Genomic DNA, 23,302 nt, shown 5'->3' with positions numbered 1-23,302 from the left:
TAATTTGCCTATAAAACACGCGATTTTCGCACATCCCTTCTTGAGCAAACCGCATCGCCCATGTTCACACTGCTGTTCGTTGCCTTTCTGCTGACCGATATCGCCGTGCGCATGTGGCTGGCCTCGCGCCAGATCCGCCATGTCGCCCGCAATCGCGACCAGGTGCCGTCGGAATTTTCCCATCGCATCGGCCTGGCCAGCCATCAGCGCGCGGCGGACTACACGGTGGCTCGGGTCAAGCTGGGCATGCTCGAGCGCACCTATGACGCCATCCTGCTGGTATGCCTGACCCTGATGGGCGGACTTCAATTCATCGACCTGCTGGTAAGCCAGCTTACCAGCAACGACTTCCTGCGCCAGATGCTGTTGCTGGTGGCGGTGGCGCTGGTGCTGGGCCTGCTGGGCCTGCCCTTCACGCTGTGGCGGCAGTTCAAACTGGAAGCGCGCTTCGGATTCAACCGCATGACGCCCGGACTGTTCGTCGCCGACGCCGTAAAGGGCCTGCTGGTCGCGGCGGTGCTGGGCCTGCCCCTGGCCGCGGCGGTGCTCTGGCTGATGGGCAGCGCGGGCGCCTACTGGTGGGTCTGGGCCTGGGCGCTGTGGACGGCATTCAATCTGGCGCTGCTGGTCATCTACCCGATGTTCATCGCCCCCCTCTTCAACAAGTTCACGCCGCTGTCCGACCCCGAACTGGCCGGTCGCATCCAGCGCCTGGCGCAACGCTGCGGCTTTGCCTTGAACGGCTTGTTCGTGATGGACGGATCGCGCCGCTCCGCCCATGGAAATGCCTACTTCACGGGCTTCGGCCGTTCGCGCCGCATCGTATTCTTCGACACCTTGCTGGCTCGCCTGAACGCCGATGAGATCGAAGCGGTGCTGGCGCATGAACTGGGCCATTTCGCCAAGCGCCACATCATCAAGCGCATTGTCTTCAGCTTTGGCGCGGCGCTGGTATTCTTCGCCATCTTGGGATGGGTGGCCCAGCAGCCGTGGTTCTACGTGGGCCTGGGCGTGCTGCCGCAACTGGGCGGACGCAACGACGCCATGGCCCTGCTGCTGTTCTTCCTGGTCATTCCCGTATTCACTTTCATGTTCACGCCCTTGGCCAGTTGGTACTCGCGCCGCGACGAATTCGAAGCGGACCGTTACGCGGCCGAGCAGAGTTCGCCCGAGCGCCTGGTATCCGCGCTGGTCAAACTCTACGACGACAACGCCGCAACGCTAACTCCAGACCCTGTGCATTCCGCCTTCTACGACAGCCACCCCCCCGCCGCCGTGCGCATCCGCCACCTGATGGCGCCCGCCGCATGAGCGCGCCGCGCACTACCCGGACTTCACCGCCCGCCGACCCCTACGAAGGCTTGCCCAGGCGCGAACCCATGGAAGGCCGCATCATCGCCGCGCATGGGCGCCACTACACCGTGGAGCTTGCGGACGGCGCATTGCGCAAGTGCTTTCCCCGAGGCAAAAAGGCCGGCGCCGCCGTGGGCGACCGCGTGCGGATCACGCCCCAGGGCAAGGACGAAGGCGCCATCGATGCCATCCTGCCGCGCACCAACCTCCTGTTCCGTTCCGACGAAATGCGCTCCAAGCAGTTTGCGTCCAATGTGGACCAGTTGCTGATCGTGATCGCCGTGCGGCCGACCTTTTCGGACGATCTGACCGGCCGCGCGCTCGCGGGCGCCTGGAGCGTGGGCATTTCGCCGCTGATCATCCTGAACAAGACTGACCTTGAGGATGAGCTGCCGGCCGCGCGCGCGCGCCTGGCACCCATCGCCGCGTTGGGCGTGGACGTGATCGAACTGAGCGCGCTGGAACCCGAAAAAGTCCAGACCCTGCTGGCGCCGCGCCTGGCCGGACGCACCAGCCTGTTGCTGGGCCAGAGCGGCATGGGCAAGTCCACCTTGCTCAACGTGCTGGTGCCCGGCGCCGCCGCCGCCACGCGTGAACACTCGACCGCGCTGGACATGGGCAAGCACACCACGACCAGCACGCGGCTCTATCACCTGCCCGATCCGGGCGGCGATCTGATCGATTCGCCCGGGTTCCAGGCCTTTGGTCTGCAGCACCTGACCCGCGAAGACATCATCCGCGGCTTTCCGGAATTCACGCAGCCCATCGAAGAATGCCGCTTCTACAACTGCTCGCACCGGCATGAGCCGGGATGCGGCGTGGTTGCCGCGTTGCAGGCGGGCAGAATCGATCCGGCGCGGTATGCCCTGTACGAACGCATCCTGGAAGAAAACCTGGCGGGCCAGCAGCGCTACTGACCTTGCGCCAGCGCATACGGAAACGGCCCCTACCGGGGCCGTTTTCCTTCAAGGCGTGCGCGTCGCCAGCGATCGGCTTGATCAGCGCGGGGCGAAACCGTGACGCAGCAGATGATAGAGATTGCGCAGCATGCCGGCGGTGGCGCCCCAGATGAAATGCTTGCCATAAGGCATGCCGTAATACTGGCGCACCCGGCCATCGTCCAGCCTGGCTTCATACAGGCGATGATTGGCGGGGTCCATCAGGAACGACAGCGGCACCTCGAACACCTCGGCCACCTCGAACGCATCGGGCGCCAACTGAAAGCCCGGGCGCACCAGTGACACGACGGGAACGATCGAAAACCCCGTTGCGGTCAGGTAAGGCGGCATGCTGCCCAGCACTTCCACATGGTTGGACGGCAAACCCGTCTCTTCCTGTGCCTCGCGCAAGGCCGCGGCGACGGGGGTGGAATCGCTCGTCTCGATGCGTCCGCCCGGAAAGCTGATCTGGCCCGCATGGTCATGCAGATGCGCGGCGCGCTGGGTCAGCATGATATGGACGCCATCGTCTCGCGTCACCAGCGGAATCAGCACCGCGGCGGGCACGGGCGTACCCTCGCGTCCCGGATAGCGCAAGTCGTTGTCGCGCGAAAGTTCCAGCGTCCAGGTGGACGGCTGGCTTAGCGTGCCCCGCAGGGAATCCGGGGTGAGCAGGCTGGAGGGCACAGCCGGCAGGGACTTGTTGGCCACCACCCAGGGTTGCGTCGCCGGATCAAAGCCCGGGCGCGCCAGCGGCCGTCGGGGCCGTGCGGAAGACGAGGAATCAGACATGCGGCTTTTCGAAAAGAAAAAGGCACCCTTGCAGGTGCCTTTTTAACCCGGAAACCTGTACCGGACGGAAACGCGGGTTGGCGTGAGCGTCCGACACAGGCAGGGCCGTGTACCGATAAGCGATCAAGCCGCCGAGGCTTGCTTGCTGACCAGCTTTTCCTTGATACGCGCCGACTTGCCCGAGCGGAAGCGCAGGTAGTACAGCTTGGCGCGGCGCACGTCGCCGCGGCGCTTGACTTCGATGCCGGCGATTTGCGGCGAGTACAGCTGGAACGTACGTTCCACGGCTTCACCCGACGAAATCTTGCGCACGGTGAACGCGGAGTTCAGGCCGCGGTTGCGCTTGGCGATGACAACGCCTTCGAAAGCCTGCACGCGCTTGCGGGTGCCTTCAACGACGTTCACGCTCACGATGACGGTGTCACCAGGAGCAAATTCAGGCTTGGCTTGACCGCCGGTCAGACGGGCAATTTCTTCCTGTTCCAGGATAGCGATAAGGTTCATTAGAACTCCTAGATCATCATGTCTTTGCGGACTAAAACTTTTGCCGTTCGATGTTTTCACGCGGACCCGATGGGCCACATCCTGGTGAGTCCCATCAAGATGGGTCACATCAAGCTGGGTCAAATCAAGCTGGGTCACATCAAGCAATTCGCGTGTGCATGCAATTAGTCCGTCGGACGTTCATGCGATGCTCGTGCCGCAAGCAGAGGATGAGATTTGGCAAACCGCTGATTCTACACCAAAAATTGGGCCGAGGCTCCGGTAACATGGGCCCCCGCCGCAGGCTTTGCGGTACGCTTCGCCTTTCCTGTCACAAACACGTCATCTGACGCTGTTCCCACCATGTCGTACTCGTCCCTGATATTGGTCGTCCTGGCGGCGATGGCCCACGCAACGTGGAATCTGCTCGCCAAGCGGGCGGCCATGGTGGGCGCGCCATTCGTCTTTGCCTATGGCCTGTGCGCTTCGGTGCTCTACGCCCCCTGGGTGATCTGGGTGCTGATGCACGACGGCATGACGTGGACCTGGCCGGTGGTCGGCGCAATTTTGACGTCCAGCCTGTTGCATCTGGGCTACAGCCTGTGCCTGCAGCGCGGTTATCAGGTGGCCGACCTGTCCGTCGTCTATCCCATTGCGCGCGGCACCGGCCCCCTGCTGTCCACCACGGGCGCATTCCTGTTGCTGGGCGAACCCGCCACGGGCACCGGCATTATCGGCATGCTGTGCGTGGTGATAGGCGTATTGCTGATCGCCACGCAGGGTCGGCTGGCCATCTTCAAGCATGCGCAGGCCTGGGTGGGCGTGCGCTGGGGCGTGGTGATCGGGCTGTTCATCGCCGCCTATACGGTCGTGGACGCCTACGGGGTAAAGGTGCTGCTGATCAGCCCGGTGCTGTTCGACTGGTTTACCTGCGTCACGCGCACCACGATGATGACCCCGCACATGCTGCACCGCCGCGCCCAGGCCTGGGAATCGATGCGCGGGCACTGGCACCTGGCGCTGGCGGTGGGGTTCTTGTCGCCGCTGGGTTACATCCTGGTGCTGTACGCCTTGCGCAATGGCGCTCCGCTCAGCCTGGTCGCGCCTGCGCGCGAGATGTCCATGATGCTGGGAACCCTGGCGGGGATGTTCCTGCTGCGTGAAAAGGTGGGACCCGGCAGGCTGGCCGGCTGCCTGGCCATTCTGGCCGGCGTGATCCTGTTGGGATCGAGCTGACGGCTTTCGGCCCCGGGCGTTGCCGGTACGCGCCTGGCCATCAACCGCCTAGAAGCCGCCGGCGACACCCAGCCACATCAGGCCGGGGATCATTGCGCCCCACGCCAGCACCAGCAACACGTCCGTCACCATCATCTTCATCGTGACCTGATTCGATATCGGTTCAACGGTGGCATCGCCCAGGCTGTGGTTACGGACGGCCGGCGCGGCGGGCGAGACCGGCGCCGCAACCGGCAAGGCCAGCGGAACCGCCGGGGCGACCACGGTATTGCCCACCAGCGCGTCTTCTTCGACGGGAGCGGGCGGGAACGGCCAACGGGCAGGCTTGGTGGCCGAACGCACGCGCTGCCGGGAAGGAATGCCTGCCGCGGATGCGTTCCAGGGCATGGCCACACCTGTCAGCCTGGCGCAAAAAGCGCGGACGCGATGCGCGCCGCGGCGCAGCGGGTTCAGCGAAACGACAAGCTCATCCGACAAGACGGAAAAATCAGCGGTGTTCATGGGAACTCCTTGGATAAACGTTCCAACGCCGTGGCGAAACGCCATGGCATGCGCCCGAGGCGACAGCAGCCTGCGGTCAATCGAACAATGACAACTGGCCGGCGGCCACGGCGCGAAGCTGCCGCGCGCCGCGCCCGTATGCACCGCTGACCGCGGGCAAACCAGCAGGAAAAGGGACCCCTGAAGACGCTTGCGCGCCAACCGGGGATAGGAAATCGGAAGAAGCCGGGCCGGAACTGGTGGCCCCGGCGTCGAACAGGGGCGAGGAGGCGCCCGGGCCCGACGGGGGCTGGAAACGGTCGCAATCCAGCGCCAGCCGGTGGCGGTTGAGGCCCAGCTTGCGGGTTGCCACGGCGAATCGCTGGCGCAGCAGGTCCGCCCAGATGCCGGTGCCGCGCATGCGAGAGCCGAAATTCGGGTCGTTGCGGCGGCCGTTGCGCAGGTCTTCGATACGATGCAGCACGCGCTGGGCGCGGTCGGGGTAATGCGCGTGAAGCCAGTCCTCGAACAGGGTCTTGACCTCCCAGGGCAGGCGCAGGACGGTATAGCTGGCGTAATGCGCCCCCGCCGCCTTGGACTCCTGGAGAATGTGTTCCATCGATTCGTCGTTGATGAAGGGGATGACGGGCGCCACCAACACGCCCACCGGCACGCCGGCGTCGGTCAGGCTGCGCACGGCCTCCAGGCGGCGCCACGGCGCGGCGGCACGGGGCTCGAGCGTGCGCGCCATGCCGGCGTCCAGCGTCGTGATGCTGATGTAGACCACCACCAGATTCTGTTCGGCCAAGGCTGCCAGCAGGTCCAGGTCGCGGGCGACCAGCGCGTTCTTCGTGACGATGGTGACGGGATGCCGGGTTTCCAGCATGAGTTCGAGCAGGCCGCGCGTGAGGCGCCAGTCGCGCTCGATGGGCTGGTAGGCGTCCGTGGCCGATCCGATATTGATGGGCGACGGCTTGTAGCCCGGCCGGCTGAGTTCGGCGCGCAGGGCCTGGACGGCGTTGGCCTTGGCCACCAACCGGGTCTCGAAGTCGAGCCCTGGGGAGTAGCCCAGATAGGAATGCGTGGGCCGGGCGTAGCAATACACGCAACCGTGCTCGCATCCGCGGTAGGGATTGACCGCCACGTCGAAGGGGATATCGGGGGAATCATTGCGCGACAGCATCTTGCGCGCTTCTTCCGCCGTGACCGTGGTCTTGGGGGCGGGCGGCGCGCACCGGGTGTCGGGCAGGATGGGGATGACGGTGGCGTCAGTCCGCGGGAAGTCCGAGGAATTATCGGGGACGGAATCCACGAAATCAGCGGGCAAGCCAGACGAGGACCAGCCGTCGTCGACCTGGACGCGGTCGTCGCGTTGAAAGCGATGCCGAACATTAGTAACCGCACCCCGACCGCGCAAGGCGGCGGGGGCGGCAGCCGGGGACCCAGAACCGGCGGGAAAAGAATGATCGGTGCGTGCCATGAAAACTACTGTACAAAAACACAGTGGTTTTGACAAGCACCAAACAACTTTTCGTAAGACAACCCAACTTTACCGCAAGACGAAGACAAGGGCGGAACAAATCGTTTTCACCTGGCGATATGCCCCGGAAACCCTTGCCAGCATTGGCTTTGGAAGAAATACAACACCAAAAATCCGGGCCAGGCGCCGTTGTTTTCCAGCCTCTTTTTCCTTCAGCGCAGCATCCCCGCCGCCGCGGTCTGGTGCGTGGCCTCGTCGATCAGAATGAAGGCGCCCGTCGCGGGCACATCGTCATACCGGTCGACCGCCAGCGCCTCGCGCGTGGTGAACGACACGCGTCCGATATCGTTCATGCGCAAGGTGCCGTCCGTGTTCTCCACTTCCTGCAGTTCGTGGATGTCGCGATGCGACAGCACCGCGCGTATCTTGGCCGACGTCAAGCGCGTGCCCGACTTCAGCAGATACTTGCGCGCCGGATTCAGGGCCTGCGAATCCAGCCAGCACAGTTCGGCTTCGAACTCGCGCGACACTTGCGCGGGCGCGGACGCGTGCACGATCACGTCGCCGCGCGACACGTCCACATCGCGGTCCAGCACCAGCGTGATCGAATCTCCGGCCACGGCTTCATCCAGCGCGCGGTCGAAGGCGCGCAACTCGCGCACCACCGCCGTCACGCCGGACGGCTGCACCGTGATCTCGTCGCCGGGACGCAGCACGCCGCTGGCGACGCGGCCCGCATAGCCCCGGAAATCCTCTTTGCGATTACCGTCGTGACGCGCCACCCACTGCACCGGAAAGCGCAATGGCAAGGCGTGGCCGTCTGCCGCCAGATCCAGCGATTCAAGCAGGGCCAGCAAGGGCGGCCCCTGGTACCACGGCGTCTGCGGCGACAGCGAGACGACGTTGTCGCCGTTGAGCGCCGACAGCGGCAGCGCATCGAAATGCGCGATGCCCAGCTTGGCCGCCAGATCCGCATAGGCATCGCGGATGCGCTCGAACACGGCACGGTCCCAGTCCACCAAATCCATCTTGTTCACGGCGACCACGATATGGCGTATGCCCAGCAGGCGCGCGATGGTGCTGTGCCGCTTGGTCTGCGGCAGCAGCTTGCCGTCGGCCGCGCGCGTCGCGTCGATCAGGATGACGGCGACATCGGCGGTCGATGCGCCCGTCACCATGTTGCGCGTGTACTGCTCGTGGCCGGGCGCGTCGGCGATGATGAACTTGCGCGCGGGCGTAGAGAAATAGCGGTAGGCCACGTCAATGGTGATGCCCTGCTCCCGCTCGGCTTCCAGCCCGTCCGTCAGCAAGGAAAAATCGATGCCGTCGCCCGCGACCCGCTTGTGCTTGGCACGTGAAATCGCATCGAGCTGGTCGGCGAACACGCCTTTGCTGTCATAGAGCAGGCGACCGATCAGGGTGGACTTGCCGTCATCGACGGAACCCGCCGTGATCAGGCGCAGCACGCCAGTGTCGGCGCCGGTAAGAAAGGAATCGTTCAGTGCGTTCATAAGAGTCCCCAGACGCCGGCATGAGCCGGCGCATCGTGCATTCAGAAATAGCCTTCCTTCTTGCGGCGCTCCATCGAGGCCTCGGAAGTCTGGTCGTCCATGCGCGTGGCGCCGCGCTCGGTGATGTCGGTCACCGCGGTTTCGGCGATGATGGCCATGGTGTCGGCGGCATCTGACGCCACCGGGCAGGTGCAGGAGATATCGCCCACGGTGCGGAACCGCACGGACAGGCGTTCGACCTGTTCGCCCTCCTGCGGCGGCGTCAGCCGCGTGACCGGCACCAGCAGGCCCTTGCGGCGCACCACCTCGCGCTCATGGGTGTAGTAGATCGGCGGCAGCGCAAGCTGCTCGCGCTGGATGTATTGCCAGACATCCAGCTCGGTCCAGTTCGAGATCGGGAACACGCGCATGTTCTCGCCGCGATGCACGCGGGTGTTGAACAGATTCCACAACTCGGGCCGCTGGGCCTTGGGGTCCCACTGGCCGAATTCGTCGCGGAACGAAAAGATGCGTTCCTTGGCGCGCGCCTTTTCCTCGTCGCGCCGGGCGCCGCCGATGCAGGCGTCGAAGCCGAATTCCTCGATCGCCTCCAGCAGGGTTACGGCCTGCGCCGCATTGCGCGAATCGGTCTCGCGCCGCAGGACGACGCTGCCGCGGCTGATCGAGTCTTCGACGCTGCGCACGATCAGGGTTTCGCCCAGCTCGGCCGCGCGTGCGTCGCGGAAGGCGATCACTTCGTCGAAGTTGTGCCCGGTGTCGATGTGCATCAACGGGAACGGAAAGCGGCCCGGCCGGAAGGCTTTCTCGGCCAGGCGCAGCAGCACCACGGAGTCCTTGCCGCCCGAGAACAGCAGCACGGGTTTTTCGCTTTCGGCGGCCACTTCGCGCAGGATGAATATCGCTTCCGATTCCAGCCAATCCAGGTGGCTGCGTTGGATCACAGCAGACATAGGTATTCCCCTAAAACAGATTTCGAATTCATGGCCGGCGTCAATCGCCGCGCGCCACGGTACTGATGACCCGGTTGCCCGCATGCAGGCCGCATTCCTTGGAGTCCGACGACTCCCACCACCAGCGCCCGGCCCTCAGGTCTTCGCCCGGGCGGATCGCGCGCGTACAGGGTTCGCAGCCGATCGACGGGTAGCCCTGGTCATGCAGCGGGTTGTACGGAATGCCCAGCGCGCGGATGACCGACCAGACGTCGTCTTCGCTCCACTCGGCCAGCGGGTTGAACTTGTAGAGACCGAACGTGCCGTCGTCTTCTTCCAGCGGCAATTCGCCCCGGGTGGTGGACTGCGCGCGCCGCTGTCCGGTGAGCCAGGCGCCGCGGCCCGACAGCGCGCGCCTGAGCGGCTCGACCTTGCGGATCTGGCAACAGGCTTTGCGCAGTTCCACGCTTTCGTAAAAGGCGAAAGCGCCATGCGCGGCCACATGCTGGTCCACCGCGGCCGCAACGGGCCGGTACACCGTGACCTCGCGCCCATAGCGTTCGCGCACCGCGTCCAGCACGCCCAGCGTCTCGGCATGCAGCCGGCCCGTATCCAGTGTGAACACCTCGAGTTCCAGGTCCGCGTCATAGATGGCGTGCGTCAGCACCATGTCCTCGGCCGCCAGCGACGACGCCAGCGCCGCGTCCGGATAGCGCCGCTGGATATCCGCCAGGCGCGCCGCCAGCTCGCGCCAGCGCTCCGCCAGGGCGGCGTCGAGTTCCACGGAAAGATCGGCCGACGTCATGGTTGCACCGCGAAGATGCGCGCCCGCCGGGGCCGCGCCAGAAGAATTTCGCCGTCGCGCAGGTTGAGTTCCCGATACAGAAGCTCCGGCACTTCGGCCTCTATCAGCGCGTCCGAATCCTCGCGAGCAAGTTCCAGGTAGGCGCTGGGCCCGGCCAGGTAGGCGTGCGACAGCCGCACCGCAATGCCATCGGCATCCGCGCGATAGCGTTCGATCTCGAATTCGTGCGGCCGCACATAGGCGGTGGCGCGCTGGGCGTCGGCCTGCTCCAGTTCGGGCGCTGGCAGCGACAGGCCGGCGCCTTCCCATACGCCGCGCGACGCCACGCCCTGCAACTGGTTCACGTCGCCCAGGAATCCGTAGACGAAAGGCGTGGCCGGCCCTTCCCACACCTCGCGCGGCGTGCCCACCTGCTCGATCCGGCCCGCGTTCATCAGCACCACGCGGTCGGACACTTCCAGCGCTTCTTCCTGGTCGTGCGTGACGAACACGCTGGCCACGTTCAGCTCGTCGTGCAGCCGGCGCAGCCAGCGGCGCAGTTCCTTGCGCACCTTGGCGTCCAGCGCGCCAAAGGGCTCGTCCAGCAGCAGCACCCGCGGCTCGACGGCCAGCGCGCGCGCCAGGGCGATGCGCTGGCGCTGCCCGCCCGACAACTGCGCCGGATAGCGGTCCGCCAGCCAGTCCAGTTGCACCAGGCCCAGCAGGTCGTGCACCTTGCGCTTGATCTGGTCTTCGGACGGACGCTGCGAACGATGCTTGACGCGCAGGCCGAAGGCCACGTTCTCGAACACCGTCATGTGCTTGAACAGCGCATAGTGCTGGAACACGAACCCGACCTGGCGCTGGCGGACATCCACGGACGTGGCGTCTTCGCCCGCGAACAGCACGCTGCCGGAATCGGCCGCCTCCAGCCCGGCGATGATGCGCAGCAGCGTCGTCTTGCCGCAGCCCGACGGCCCCAGCAGCGCCACCAGCTCGCCAGTTTCAATGTGCAGCGACACGTCGTTGAGCGCGCGGAACTGTCCGAACCGCTTGGATAGATTGCGAACTTCGATACTCATGCCTGTCTCCTTGCCGGTCGCGTCAGGCGACTGCCGGCTTGATGGCCACCGCAGGGCCGGGATACTCGACCGGCTGGTCGGCGTCCTGCATCAGGCGCGCATTGCGCCACTCGACCACGTTCTTCGCCACCAGGGTCACCAGCGCCAGCAGGGCCAGCAGCGAGGCGACGGCGAACGCCGCGGAATATTGGTATTCGTTGTAGAGAATCTCCACATGCAGGGTCATCGTGTTGGTCAGACCCCGGATCTGTCCGGACACCACCGACACCGCGCCGAACTCGCCCATGGCCCGCGCATTGCACAGGATGGCCCCATACAGCAGGCCCCATTTGATGTTGGGCAAGGTCACCCGCCAGAAGATCTGCCAGCCGCTGGCGCCCAGGGTCAGCGCGGCCTGCTCTTCCTCGCTGCCCTGCGCCTGCATCAGCGGAATGAGCTCGCGCGCCACGAAGGGAAAAGTGACGAACAGCGTCGCCAGGATGATCCCCGGCACGGCATAGACAATCTTGATGTCGTGGGCTTGCAGCCAGCCGCCGAACCAGCCTTGGGTGCCGAACAGCAGCACGAACACCAGGCCGGCCACGACGGGCGACACCGAAAAAGGCAGGTCGATCAGCGTGATCAGGAACTGCTTGCCGCGGAACTGGAACTTGGTGATGGCCCAGGCGGCGGCGACGCCGAACACCAGGTTCACCGGCAAGGCGATCGCCGCGACCAGCAGCGTCAGGCGGATGGCCGCCAGCGCGTCGGGCTCGACAATCGCGTCCAGGTATAGCTGCCACCCCTTCCGGAAGGCCTCGGCGAACACCGCCGCCAGCGGCACCAGCAGAAAGAGCGTCAGGAATGCCAACGCCACGAACAGCAGCACGCCGCGCACCCAGCGCGGCTCGGTCAGGTGAGCGGGACGGTCCGATGCGCTCATGACAGCCTCCCCAGGCCGCGGCGCGCCTGCCAGCCCTGCAACAGGTTGATGATCAGCAGCAGCACGAACGACAGGCCCAGCATCACGGTCGCGATGGCGGCCGCGCCGGCATAGTCGAACTGCTCCAGCTTGGAAATGATCAGGAGCGGCGTGATCTCGGACACCATGGGCATGTTCCCGGCGATGAACACCACCGATCCGTATTCGCCCACCGCGCGGGCGAACGCAAGCGCAAAGCCCGTCATCAGGGCGGGCAGGATAGTCGGCAGGACCACCCTGCGGATGGTCTGCCAGCGGTCCGCGCCGAGGCTGGCCGCGGCCTCCTCGATTTCGCGCTCCACGTCTTCAAGCACCGGCTGCACGGTGCGCACCACGAAGGGCACCCCGATGAAGATCAGCGCGATCACGATGCCCAGCGGCGTGAAGGCGACCTTCAATCCGAACCATTCCGACAAGGGCCCGCCCAGCCAGCCCTTCTGTGAGTACAGGGCGGTCAGCGCGATGCCGGCCACCGCAGTGGGAAGCGCGAACGGCAGATCGACCAGCGCGTCCAGGATCTTCTTGCCGGGAAAGCGGTATCGCACCAGCACCCAGGCGACGACAGTGCCGAACACCAGGTTCACCAGCGCCGCGATGAACGATGCGCCAAACGTCAGTTGATAGGACGCCAGCACCCGCGGCGCCGTCACGGCGTCCCAGAATCCCTGCCATCCCAGGCCCGCGCTCTTGATGGGCAAGGCAGCCAGGGGAATCAGCACGAGCACGCTGAGGTAGAACACCGCGTAGCCCATGGAAATGCCGAATCCGGGCAGCACGCCCGGGCTATTGCGCCGAACGGCGAAAGGCGCTTGCGCGCCGTTTGCCGTCGGGTTCGAGGCGGTAGTCATGGCCGTCGTCCGATCGTTGTCCGATTATTTCTTCTGCGGCAGGTAGATCTGGTCGAAGGTGCCGCCGTCGCTGAAGTGGTCCTTCTGCGCCTTGCGCCAGCCGCCGAAGATCTTGTCGTCGATGGTGACGAGCTTGACCTTGGGGAACTTGGCCTCGTACTTGGCGGCAACCGTCTTGTCCAGGGGCCGGTAGTAGTTCTTCGCGATGATTTCCTGCGCAGCAGGCGTGTACAGGAATTCCAGGTAGGCCTGCGCGGCGTCGCGCGTCCCCTTCTTGTCCACGATCTTGTCGACGATGGCCACGGGCGGTTCCGCCAGGATGGACAGCGACGGCACCACGATATCGAACTTGTCCGGGCCCAGCTCCTCGAGCGCCAGGAAGGCCTCGTTTTCCCAGGCCAGCAGGACGTCGCCCACGCCGCGCTCCACGAAGGTCGTGGTGGATCCGCGCGCCCCGGTATCCAGCACCGGCACATGCTTCAGCAGATCACCGACGAAGGCGCGCGCCTTGTCTTCGCTGCCGCCGTTCTTTTCCAGCGCATAGGCCCATGCGGCCAGGTAGTTCCAGCGGGCGCCGCCCGAGGTCTTGGGATTCGGCGTGATGACCTGCACGCCATCCTTGATAAGATCGTCCCAGTCCTTGATCTGCTTGGGGTTGCCCTTGCGCACCAGGAACACGATGGTGGACGTGTAGGGCGAGCTGTTCTGCGGCAGGCGCGCCTGCCAGTTTTCGGGCAAGAGGCCGCGGTCGGCGATGGCGTCGATGTCGTAGGCGAGCGCCAGGGTCACCACATCGGCTTCCAGCCCGTCGATGACCGAACGCGCCTGGCGCCCGGAGCCGCCGTGCGACTGGCGGATCGTCAGGTCGACGTTCGCCTTTTCCTTGTACTGCTTGACGAAGGCGTCATCGATGGCGCGGTACAGCTCGCGCGTCGGATCGTAGGACACGTTCAGCAGCGTTTGCTTCTGCTGGGCTTGCGCCGGCGAAATCGCGGCAAGTGAAACTGTCACTGCGGCCAAGGCGGCCAGCCAACCGGCTTTCCTGAAAGACATCCCTTGCTCCCTGTGTTCGGTAATGTGGAAGCAAGTTTGCGGGCAGGCCATTCTGAACGGAACGAATCATTTTTTGATTGCTCATCGCTCTCAGGCATATAGGATCGCCGTCCCAACAATGGAAAACCGCCGCGTTCCCCTATGGGAAAGGCGGCGGCGATAAGGGCCCGAAGGCCGTCGGTGCAATGAGGGGCGACCCCTCATTTTTGAATTTACTTATTCGGCTGCGGCGTAATGCGCAGGTACGGGCGCACAGCCTTGTAGCCCTTGGGGAACTTCTCCTTGATCACCGCTTCGTCCTGCAGGGACGGAACAATGATCACGTCGTCGCCGTCTTCCCAGTTGACGGGCGTGGCCACGCTGTGGCTGTCGGTCAATTGCAGGGAATCGATGACGCGCAGGATTTCGTTGAAGTTGCGGCCGGTGCTGGCCGGGTACGTGATGGTCAGGCGCACCTTCTTGTTCGGATCGATGATGAACACCGAACGCACGGTCGCCGTGGCGCTGGCGTTGGGGTGGATCATGTCGTAGAGCTCGGATACCTTGCGGTCCTTGTCGGCCAGGATCGGGAAGTTGACCTTCGTCGACTGCGTGTCGTTGATGTCCTCGATCCACTTGGTGTGCGAATCGGCGCCATCCACGGACAGGGCCAGAACCTTCACGTTGCGCTTGGCGAAATCGTCGGCCAGCTTGGCTGTGTAACCCAGTTCCGTCGTGCAGACGGGCGTGAAATCGGCCGGATGCGAGAACAGCACTCCCCAGCTATTGCCCAGATACTCATGGAAGCGGATCGGGCCGGCCGAGGATTCCTGTTCGAAATCAGGGGCGGTATCGCCCAGGCGTAGTTGACTCATGGTGTCTCCTGTGTGCGGATCAGGTGTTGGGGGCTGACTGCCCTACCATCATGGGCGGGCAGCGCAGGGCAGCGTTTCTTGGGGGAGCGTACCCCGTATGAAACGATTCTTCCATCAAACCTTTAGCGGAGGAAATACGCAAGTCATATAACCTTATGCAATATTCGAAGCGGCCCCGCAGGCCTCCGCGACGACTCCCGCGCGCACGGCGGCGGACAAGGACAATGCGCGCGGCAGGATATGCGCCGCATAGAACAACCCTGTCGCGGCCTTCTCGCGATAGAACGGATCGGTGACGCCCGCCGCCAGCTTGCGGCGGCACACCAGCACGGCGCGCGCCATCTGCCAGCCGCCATGGACCACGCCGGCCAGCATCAGGTAAGGCACGCTGCTGGAGTAGACCGCCCGGATGTTCGCGGCCGACTGCTCCAGGATGAAGCCCACGCCCGCCTCGTACGCCTGGATGGCGCCGTCGAGGTTGTCGCGCAACAGGCGCAGGGCGTCGCGTTCCGGCGCCGCCGCCCGCGACGACTCGGACTCGACCGCGCGCAGCGTCTCGCGCATCGCCGCGATGGCGGCGTAGGCGGTAGCCCCGCCATCGCGCTGCGTCTTGCGGCTGACCAGGTCATTGGCCTGGATCGCCGTGGTGCCTTCGTAGATGGGCAGGATGCGGGCATCCCGATAGAACTGTGCCGCCCCGGCTTCCTCGATGTAGCCCATGCCGCCGTGCACCTGGATGCCCAGGGACGCGACCTCCACGGCCGACTCCGTGGAATAGCCCTTGACGATGGGCACCATGTATTCATAGAACGCGCGGTTGCGCGCGCGCTGCTCCGGATCGGGGTGGTGGGTGCCCTTGTCATGTGCGGCGGCCGTCACGTAGGACACGGCGCGCGCGGCCTCGGTCAAGGCCTTCATCGTCATGAGCATGCGCTGCACGTCGGGATGGCGCGCAATGGCGACCGGCCCGGCCGATCCCTCCACCGCCCGCCCCTGCACCCGTTCGCGCGCATACGCCAGCGCGTGCTGGTAGGCCCGTTCGGATACTCCGATCCCCTGCTGCCCCACCGAATAGCGGGCGGCGTTCATCATGATGAACATGTACTCCAGACCGCGGTTCAGCTCGCCCACCAGATAGCCGACGGCGCCCTCGCCCACCTCGCCTTTGCCTGCCCCGTACAGCAGCTCCGCGGTCGGGCTGCCGTGTATGCCCAGTTTGTGCTCGAGCGATGCGCACCAGACATCGTTGCGCTTGCCCAAACCGCCATCGGGTTCGAGCAGGAACTTGGGCACGATGAATAGCGATATGCCCTTCACGCCCGCCGGTGCGTCCGGCGTGCGGGCCAGCACCAGGTGGATGATGTTTTCCGCCAGGTCATGCTCGCCGTAGGTGATGAATATTTTCTGACCATGCAGCCGATAGCTGCCGTCGTCCTGCCTGATTGCGCGCGTGGCGACCTGAGCCAGGTCCGAACCTGCCTGCGGCTCGGTCAGGTTCATGGTGCCCGTCCATTTGCCGCCAATCAGGTTCGGCACATACTGCTTGCGCTGCGCGTCCGAGCCTACCGTAAGGAGTGCCTCGATCACGCCGTCGGTCAGCATGGGACACAAGGAGAACGCCAGGCTGGCCGCCTGGATGTTCTCGCCCGGCGCGGCGGCCACCAGCTTGGGCAGTCCCTGCCCGCCCCAGGCCTGAGGATGCTGCAGCCCCTGCCAGCCGCCCGCCGCGTAATCCTTGAACCCCTGGGCGAAGCCCGGCGTGGCGGCGACACGGCCATCGGTCCAGACAGGGGGGTGTGTATCGCCGGGCACATTCAGCGGCGCCACGGCCTGCTCCACGAAACGGCCGTTTTCCTGCAGGATCGCGTCAACCAGGTCGGGCGTCACGTCCTCGAAGCCGGGCAGTTTCAGGACGTCGTCCAGTCCGGCGAGCTCGGTCAGGGCGAAGCGGAAGTCCTGCAACGGGGTTACATAGGGCATGGTGTCTCCGGGTGCGGCGGACGGCGGGGCGCGTGGCGTTCCCGGTCCAATGCGTTTTCTGTCTACGCTTGAGGGGCCCCGTCCGGCTTGCCGCCGGCGGAGCGCTAGCTCAGATGGTACGCCAAGGACACGATGATCGGCCCGAGCACCGGCAGCAGCACATTGGCGATCGCATAGGTCACCGTGTATCCCAGCAGCGGCACGGAACTGCCGCTGGCCGTCAGGATGGCGCTGATGGCGGGGGTGCTGACGTGCTGGCCCGCGATGGCGCCCACCAGCAGCGGGCCTTCGATCTTCAGCAGCTTGTGCCCCACCCACAGCGACAGGCAGGCTGGCCCCAGCGATACCAGCAGCCCGATCACGGGCAGCACCGCGCCGTGCTGGCGGATCAGGGAAATGGCGTCGGGGCCCGCCGACAGGCCCACGCAGGCGACGAAGACCGCGAGCCCAAGGTCCTTCAGCAATTGCACCGCATGGCCGGGCATGTGCCCGATCGCCGGCCGCTTGGCATTGATCCAGCCGCAGACCAGACCGCTCACCAGCGCCCCGCCGCCGCTGCCCAGCGAGACCGGGATGCCCCACAACCTTGCGCTCAGGCTGCCGATCATCAGGCCGGCCAGGATGCCAAACGCCAGGAACACCAGGTCGGTCACGCCGCTGCGGCGCAATTCGCTGCCAAGCGCCGCTCCGGCCTCGGACAGCTCCGGTTCGGCGCCTACCAGCGTCACCAGGTCGCCGTACTGGACCACCGTCGCGGGCGTCAGCGGCAGCTCGTGGCCGGACCTGACAATGGACTGCAGAAAAACGCCGCGGGCGCGGCGGGCATTGGGCCGTTTGGCCAGTTCGCCCACCGTGTACCCATTGACTGCCTTTTTGTTGACCACCACGGCCCGCTCGCTGAGCTGGAGATCATCGGCATGTGCCTCGGGCAACTGGATCTCGGGGCCGATCACCGAGCCGGCGCGCAGCGCGAAGCGGCGCAGGCCCAGCACCACCACCACGTCACCGATCGCCAGCCTGCCTTCCGGCGCGGCGTCGACCGCCTCGCCGTTGCGCAGGATGCGGCTGATCGCCGTGCGGCCGCCCAGCAGCGCCTCGACCTCCGCCACGGTCTTGCCGTCTACATCCTTGACGACGTGGGCGCGGCCCACCAGCCTGGGCAGAGACGGAAGATTGGACTCGCCGCCCTCGCCCGGAGGCACGCCCAGCTTTTCCTCCAGCGCCCTGGACGCCTCGCGCAGATTGATGCGCAAGAGCGCCGGGGCCACCTGACTGGTGAAGAACACGATGCTGATCAGTCCCACCAGATAGGTCAGCGTGTAGGCCGTGGCGATGTTGGCTTCCATGCGCTGCACTTCGGCCTCCGGCAATCCCAGGTGCTTGAGCGCCTCGGCCGCCGTGCCCACCACGGCGGATTCCGTCGCCGCGCCCGCGGCCAGGCCAGCGGCCGTGCCGGCATCCAGGCCGAACAGCGGCACCGCCGTCAGCACGATAGCCAGCACCAGCGCGGCCTCGATGATCGGCAGCACCATATAGCGCAGGCTGGACCGGTTGAGGTTGGCGAAGAACTGCGGACCGCCCGAATAACCCATGGCGAAGATGAACAGGGCAAACGCGACCTCTTTCAGGTCGCCCTGCATCTGGCAGCCCGTCTGGCCGATCAGCAGGGCGACGATGAGCGTTCCGCACACCCCGCCGAGCTGGATCGGCCCGACCTTCAGCTTGCCTATCAGGTATCCCAATCCCACCGTGACGAACAAAACCGCGATGGGGACGCTATTGAAAAACCCGACGGAGCATGTCATGAAGTCATATCGCCCTGTGGCTGCCTATTTCGCCGCGGCTTTCTTGGCGGATTTGGCCGCCGTGTCCGCCTTCTTCACGGCCTTCTTCACGGCCTTCTTGGCGGCGGTCTTGCCCGCGGTCTTGCCGGTGGCGGCACGCTTGGCCCCGGCGGCCTTGACCGTCTGGCCCTTGCCGGCCGTCGGGCCCGACCGCACCAGTTCGCCGGCCTTCCAGGCCTCGACGTACTCGGTCGCCGATTCGATCATGTACTTGCCGATCTTGGAATAGTCGGCGTCGTCCAGATTGGCCAGCGAAATGCGGATAGACCACGGCGGACCGCCGAAGCCGCCGCCATCCATCAACACCACGCCCGACTTTTCAGCCAGGCGGAACAGGAAGTCCACCGGCTCATAATTGGCGGTCATGTACTTGCAGAAGGCGTCGCCATACGTGATCTTGGCCCACACCATGAAGTCCAGTTCCACGTAGTACCAGCCCCGCATCGGATCTTCCGGCGGCATCGGGATGCCCAGCCCGCGCCAGAGTGCATCGCGACGGCCTCGCACGATCTCCATGGTCAGATGCTTGTAGGCGTCCTTCAGGTCCAGCAAATGGGACAGCGCGAAGAAGCCCATCTGCACCTGCTGCGGCAGCGACAGGCCCGCCGTATGATTCAAGGCCACGTTGCGGCTGTCGGCGACCATGCGGTCGATGAACTTGAGCTTTTCGGGCTCCATGGTCACGGCGCCATAGCGCTTGTTCAGGCGACTCTTCCACGATGCGGGCAGCTCGGCGATGCGGCGGTCCATCGTGTTTTTCTCGTGAATCGCGATCACGCCCAGGCGCCAGCCGGTGCAGCCGAAATTCTTCGAAAACGAATACACGCAGATCGTGTTGTTCGGCACTTCGGCCATCAGCGAACGGAAGTTCGGCACGAAGGTGCCGTACACGTCGTCCGTCACCAGCACCAGATCCGGATTCTTGCGGATCAGGCGCACGATCTGCTTCATCTCCACGGGGTTGAATGCCACGGACGGCGGGTTGCTGGGGTTCACCGTGACCGCCAGCTTGATCTTCGGATTCTCGAGCTTGGCGATTTCGGAGGCCGGATAGTGCCAATCGTGCGTACCGTCGGCGCGCATGCTGCTGGCATTGATCGCGACAATCTTGAACTGGAAGCGCTCCAGATGCGCGATCTCGATGTAAGGCGTGAAGGTCGGCAGGAACAGCGCGATGGTGTCGCCCTGCTTCAGCAGGCCGTTCTGCAGCAGCGAGTCGAAGATGTAGCACATGGCCGCCGTGCCGCCCTCGACCGGAAACAGGTCGAACTTGCCCCTGGGCGGACGGCCGTCGCACATTTCCTTGACCAGGTAGTCATGGATGATCTGTTCGGTATGCACCAGCGCGCGCGGCGGCACGGGATAGTGGTCGCCGATGATGCTGTCGGTCAATTCGTGGATCCACTCGTCGGGGTCGAAGGCCTTGACCTTCACGCCGTACTCCAACACGCCGGCCAGGAAGTCGTAGCCGTCTTCGCCCTTGTTCTTCGAGAGAAACTTGCGCAAGCGGTCGGCGCATCCCTTCTTTGCCGGCATGCCGGCCAGAATGCCATCGTCGCGTACGCGGCGCGCCTCTTTCATGGCAAACCGGCCCAGCAGAAAGAAGGCGTCCCGCGGCTCGGTGGCGATCCAATTCGGATTGCCGCGGCCCGCGTTCAGCATGGTCGCCGTGGCGGACTGCTGACTGTCCTTGGCCAGTGTGATCAGGTAGTCCTTCAGCTCGAACGGCGATAGCTGTTCCAGGTCGCGCTGATGCGACCGGGTGGTTTTCAAGGCCGAGGCCAGACTGACGGTGAGAGGCGTGGTGGAAGCCATATTTCAATACTCCTGGTATGCGTTATGACAGGCGCCTTGAGAGCGGCGCCGTTTCGCTTGCCGCGCTTGCTGTGGCGCCCGCAAGCCCAAGGGCTTGCGGGCCATCCTGCTAAGACATGAGCATGACGATGACAATCCCCCAGATGATGAGCAGGGTATTGCCGATGGCGTAAGGCACCGTGTAGCCCAGGGCCGGCACCTGACTTTTGGCCGTCTCGGTGATCTGTCCGATGGCGGCGGTGGTGGTCCGGGCGCCGGCGCAGACGCCCAGGGCGATGGCGGGGTGGAATTTGAAGACGTACCGCGCGATGAACACGCCCAGTATCATCGGCACGCTGGTGGCGATGATGCCCGCGATGAAGAGCTTCGCGCCCAGTTGCTGAAAGCCCTGAACAAAGCCCGGACCCGACACGATGCCCACGACCGCCACGAAGGCGGTAAGACCGACGGAGGTCAGGAACCAGTGCACCGGTTCGGGCACGCGGCCAAAGGTCGGATGCACGGATCGCAGGTAGCCGAAGATCAGCCCGGAAATCAGGGCGCCGCCCGACGTCGACAGCGTGATGGGTATGCCGCCCACGGTCATCACCAGGCTGCCGAACAGGCCGCCGATCAGGATGCCGAATCCCACGAACACCATGTCGGTCTGATTGGTGGCGCGGTCCACATAACCCAGCTTGCCCACCACCCGTTCGACGTCGCGCTTGGGGCCCAGTATGAAAAGGCGATCGCCGCGGTCCAGCTTCAGGCCCCAGTTGACCGGCATCTCGTGACCGCCCCGTACGACCTTGCGCAGGAATACGCCACGGCCCAGTTGCCGCACGGTCTCGTTTTCGGCGAGTTCCTTGAGCGTCTTGCCGGCCACGTTCTTGTTGGTCAGGACGACCTCGATGATCTCGGCGGGCAGATTGATCACGTCCCGGTCCTCGACCTCGGTGCCGATGATGCCCGCCGCCTGCAGGACCAGTGCATCATGGCGCCCCGTCACGCCCAGCACGTCGCCGGCCTGCAGCGCGGTGCTGGAGTCGCTATCGATGATCTGGTCGCCGCGGCGGATGCGCTCGACAAAGACGCGGGCGTCGACAAACTTTGCCTCCAGGTCCGCCACCGTCTTGCCCACGTACTCGGCATTGTCCAGCCGGTACGCGCGCGCCGTGAACTTGCGGTAGCCCGACAGTTCCATCGAATCCGCGCCGCCGGACATCTTGGCCTCGTATTCCTGGCATTCCTTCACGATGTCCACGCGCATCAGCTTGGGCCCCAGCGAGGCCAGCAGCCAGGCGCTGCCCACCGTGCCGAAGATGTAGCAGACCGCGTAGGCCACCGGAATGCTGTCGATCCACTGCTTCTTGGTCGCCGCATCGATGTTCAGGCCGTTGATCGTGTCGGTCGCCACGCCCATCACGGCCGAAATGGTCTGCGCGCCCGAGAGCAGCCCGGCGCCGGTGCCGGCGTCAAAGCCAAAGGCGACGGCGGTGCCCCATGTCACCAGCAGGCAGATCACGCAGATGATGACCGCGAAAATGACCTGGGGAAGGCCATCGCTTTTCATGCCGCGGAAGAATTGCGGCCCGACGCCGTAGCCAAGACCAAAAAGAAAAAGCAGGAAGAACACCTGCTTGAGAATGGGGGCGATCGTGATGTCGAGCTGGCCGACCAGCACGCCCACCAGCAAAGTCCCGGTCACGGCCCCCAGATTGAAGCCAAAGATCTTTTTGGCGCCGATCCAGTATCCCAGGCCCAAAGTCAGAAAAATCGCCAGCTCTGGATACTTTCGTAGTGTGTCAAAGAACCATTCCATCCCGAATCTCCTTCGTTCTGTACAGGTCAAGCACATGCGCCGTAGATCCAACCGCGCGCCGATTACATTATCAGAATCATTTGGAAAATCCAGAAAAAAAAAACCGCAGGCACGAGGCTTGCGGTTTTTTGATGCGGGAAGAGGCGGTTTACAGCGCGCTCGTCAGTTCCGGCACGACCTGGAAAAGATCGCCGACCAGCCCATAATCGGCCACGCCGAAAATGGGAGCCTCGGCATCCTTGTTGATGGCCACGATGACCTTGGAATCCTTCATGCCGGCCAGATGCTGGATGGCGCCCGAGATACCCACAGCCACGTACAGTTGCGGCGCGACGATCTTGCCCGTCTGGCCGACCTGCCAATCGTTCGGCGCGTAGCCGGCATCGACCGCGGCGCGCGAAGCGCCCAGGGCGGCGCCCAGCTTGTCGGCCAGGGGATCCAGGATCTTGAAGTTCTCGGCGCTGCCCAGACCGCGGCCACCCGATACCACTACGCGCGCGCCCGCCAGCTCAGGACGGTCGCTCTTGGCGACTTCGCGGCCCACGAACGTGGACAGGCCCGAATCGGCGACAGCGGCGATCTCTTCCACCGCACCCGAACCGCCTTGCGCCGCGACGGCGTCAAAGCCGGTCGTGCGAACGGTGATGACCTTGACGGCATCGGCCGATTGCACGGTGGCGATGGCGTTGCCGGCGTAGATCGGGCGCTGGAAGGTATCGGCCGATTCCACGCCGATGATGTCGGAGATCTGGGCCACGTCGAGCTTGGCCGCGACGCGCGGGGCCACGTTCTTGCCCGAGGCGGTGGCCGGGAACAGGATGTGGCTGTAGCTCGACGCCACAGCCAGCACCTGGGCCGCCACGTTCTCGGCCAGGCCGTCAGCCAGTTGCGGCGCGTCGGCCAGCAGCACCTTGGACACGCCAGCGGCCTGCGCGGCCTGATCGGCCACGGCGCGCGCGTTGGCGCCGGCAACCAGCACATGCACATCGCCTCCGATCTTGGCGGCGGCGGCGACGGCGTTCAGGGTTGCGCCCTTGAGCTGGGCGTTATCGTGTTCGGCAATAACCAGCGTCGTCAT

At 65.0% G+C, this 23,302-nt stretch carries 20 protein-coding genes; 3 read left to right on the top strand and 17 right to left on the bottom strand.

Translation table 11 applies throughout. The features are described from left to right. The first annotated feature begins 60 nt into the window (after positions 1-60). Both ASE30_RS14320 and rsgA read left to right on the top strand, forming a co-directional pair. Entirely contained in the window at positions 61-1,311 is a 1,251-nt protein-coding gene (locus tag ASE30_RS14320; protein ID WP_057284960.1) for a M48 family metallopeptidase, read from the top strand. 68 nt (positions 1,312-1,379) lie between these two features. Then, positions 1,380-2,270, top strand: a complete 891-nt coding sequence (gene rsgA, locus ASE30_RS14315) for a ribosome small subunit-dependent GTPase A (RefSeq protein ID WP_057284959.1) — start codon at positions 1,380-1,382, stop codon at positions 2,268-2,270. Between the two features lie 81 nt (positions 2,271-2,351). Here the strand turns inward: rsgA and ASE30_RS14310 are convergent, their stop codons facing one another. Then, complete coding sequence (locus tag ASE30_RS14310; RefSeq protein WP_057284958.1) at positions 2,352-3,083, bottom strand: CoA pyrophosphatase; 732 nt, start codon at positions 3,081-3,083, stop codon at positions 2,352-2,354. A 123-nt stretch (positions 3,084-3,206) separates the two neighbouring features. Beyond that, the gene (gene rplS, locus ASE30_RS14305; protein WP_057284957.1) at positions 3,207-3,587 is read right to left on the bottom strand and encodes a 50S ribosomal protein L19; all 381 of its coding nucleotides are present in this window, start codon (positions 3,585-3,587) and stop codon (positions 3,207-3,209) included. A gap of 342 nt (positions 3,588-3,929) precedes the next feature. On the opposite strand from rplS, the gene ASE30_RS14300 reads away from it, so the two are divergent. Next, positions 3,930-4,802, top strand: coding sequence for a DMT family transporter (locus ASE30_RS14300; protein WP_057284956.1), 873 nt, complete (start codon positions 3,930-3,932; stop codon positions 4,800-4,802). A gap of 48 nt (positions 4,803-4,850) precedes the next feature. On the opposite strand, the gene ASE30_RS14295 is transcribed toward ASE30_RS14300, so the two are convergent. The 15 genes from ASE30_RS14295 to ASE30_RS14225 form a co-directional block, all read right to left on the bottom strand. Beyond that, positions 4,851-5,303: a hypothetical protein gene (locus ASE30_RS14295; protein ID WP_057284955.1), complete on the bottom strand. Its 453-nt coding sequence runs from the start codon at positions 5,301-5,303 to the stop codon at positions 4,851-4,853. A 76-nt stretch (positions 5,304-5,379) separates the two neighbouring features. Continuing rightward, positions 5,380-6,762 carry a PA0069 family radical SAM protein gene (locus tag ASE30_RS14290; RefSeq protein ID WP_057284954.1) on the bottom strand — a complete coding sequence of 461 codons (1,383 nt, stop codon included), beginning with the start codon at positions 6,760-6,762 and terminating at the stop codon, positions 5,380-5,382. Between the two features lie 212 nt (positions 6,763-6,974). Then, complete coding sequence (locus ASE30_RS14285; protein WP_057284953.1) at positions 6,975-8,273, bottom strand: sulfate adenylyltransferase subunit 1; 1,299 nt, start codon at positions 8,271-8,273, stop codon at positions 6,975-6,977. A 41-nt stretch (positions 8,274-8,314) separates the two neighbouring features. Beyond that, positions 8,315-9,223: a sulfate adenylyltransferase subunit CysD gene (cysD, locus tag ASE30_RS14280; RefSeq protein ID WP_057284952.1), complete on the bottom strand. Its 909-nt coding sequence runs from the start codon at positions 9,221-9,223 to the stop codon at positions 8,315-8,317. A 40-nt stretch (positions 9,224-9,263) separates the two neighbouring features. Then, positions 9,264-10,007 carry a phosphoadenylyl-sulfate reductase gene (locus ASE30_RS14275; protein WP_057284951.1) on the bottom strand — a complete coding sequence of 248 codons (744 nt, stop codon included), beginning with the start codon at positions 10,005-10,007 and terminating at the stop codon, positions 9,264-9,266. After that, on the bottom strand, positions 10,004-11,068 hold the full coding sequence (locus ASE30_RS14270) for a sulfate/molybdate ABC transporter ATP-binding protein (protein WP_057284950.1): 1,065 nt from the start codon (positions 11,066-11,068) through the stop codon (positions 10,004-10,006). Before ASE30_RS14270 ends, ASE30_RS14275 begins: the two co-directional genes overlap by 4 nt. 22 nt (positions 11,069-11,090) lie before the next feature. Beyond that, complete coding sequence (gene cysW, locus ASE30_RS14265) at positions 11,091-11,990, bottom strand: sulfate ABC transporter permease subunit CysW (RefSeq protein WP_057284949.1); 900 nt, start codon at positions 11,988-11,990, stop codon at positions 11,091-11,093. Continuing rightward, a complete protein-coding gene (cysT, locus tag ASE30_RS14260; protein ID WP_057284948.1) occupies positions 11,987-12,877 on the bottom strand; it encodes a sulfate ABC transporter permease subunit CysT in 891 nt (296 codons plus the stop codon). Before cysT ends, cysW begins: the two co-directional genes overlap by 4 nt. Positions 12,878-12,901: 24 nt before the next feature. Beyond that, a complete protein-coding gene (locus tag ASE30_RS14255; RefSeq protein WP_057284947.1) occupies positions 12,902-13,930 on the bottom strand; it encodes a sulfate ABC transporter substrate-binding protein in 1,029 nt (342 codons plus the stop codon). 212 nt (positions 13,931-14,142) lie between these two features. Further along, the gene (locus tag ASE30_RS14250) at positions 14,143-14,784 is read right to left on the bottom strand and encodes a peroxiredoxin (protein WP_057284946.1); all 642 of its coding nucleotides are present in this window, start codon (positions 14,782-14,784) and stop codon (positions 14,143-14,145) included. Between the two features lie 153 nt (positions 14,785-14,937). Continuing rightward, positions 14,938-16,764, bottom strand: coding sequence for an acyl-CoA dehydrogenase (locus ASE30_RS14245; protein WP_057284945.1), 1,827 nt, complete (start codon positions 16,762-16,764; stop codon positions 14,938-14,940). Positions 16,765-16,868: 104 nt separating this feature from the next. Continuing rightward, positions 16,869-18,569, bottom strand: coding sequence for an aspartate-alanine antiporter (aspT, locus tag ASE30_RS14240; RefSeq protein ID WP_057284944.1), 1,701 nt, complete (start codon positions 18,567-18,569; stop codon positions 16,869-16,871). Between the two features lie 24 nt (positions 18,570-18,593). Next, positions 18,594-20,423 (bottom strand): bifunctional aspartate transaminase/aspartate 4-decarboxylase, encoded by a 1,830-nt coding sequence (locus tag ASE30_RS14235; protein ID WP_057284943.1) that lies wholly within the window; start codon positions 20,421-20,423, stop codon positions 18,594-18,596. A 109-nt stretch (positions 20,424-20,532) separates the two neighbouring features. Continuing rightward, positions 20,533-22,224: an aspartate-alanine antiporter gene (aspT, locus tag ASE30_RS14230; RefSeq protein WP_057284942.1), complete on the bottom strand. Its 1,692-nt coding sequence runs from the start codon at positions 22,222-22,224 to the stop codon at positions 20,533-20,535. Positions 22,225-22,372: 148 nt separating this feature from the next. Continuing rightward, a complete protein-coding gene (locus tag ASE30_RS14225; RefSeq protein WP_057284941.1) occupies positions 22,373-23,302 on the bottom strand; it encodes an electron transfer flavoprotein subunit alpha/FixB family protein in 930 nt (309 codons plus the stop codon).

Source organism: Achromobacter sp. Root83 (assembly GCF_001428845.1).
In the GTDB taxonomy this organism is placed as follows: Bacteria; Pseudomonadota; Gammaproteobacteria; order Burkholderiales; family Burkholderiaceae_B; genus Achromobacter.
The sequence above is the reverse complement of the archived record's forward strand: the minus strand, read 5'-3'. Positions and strand labels throughout refer to the sequence as shown.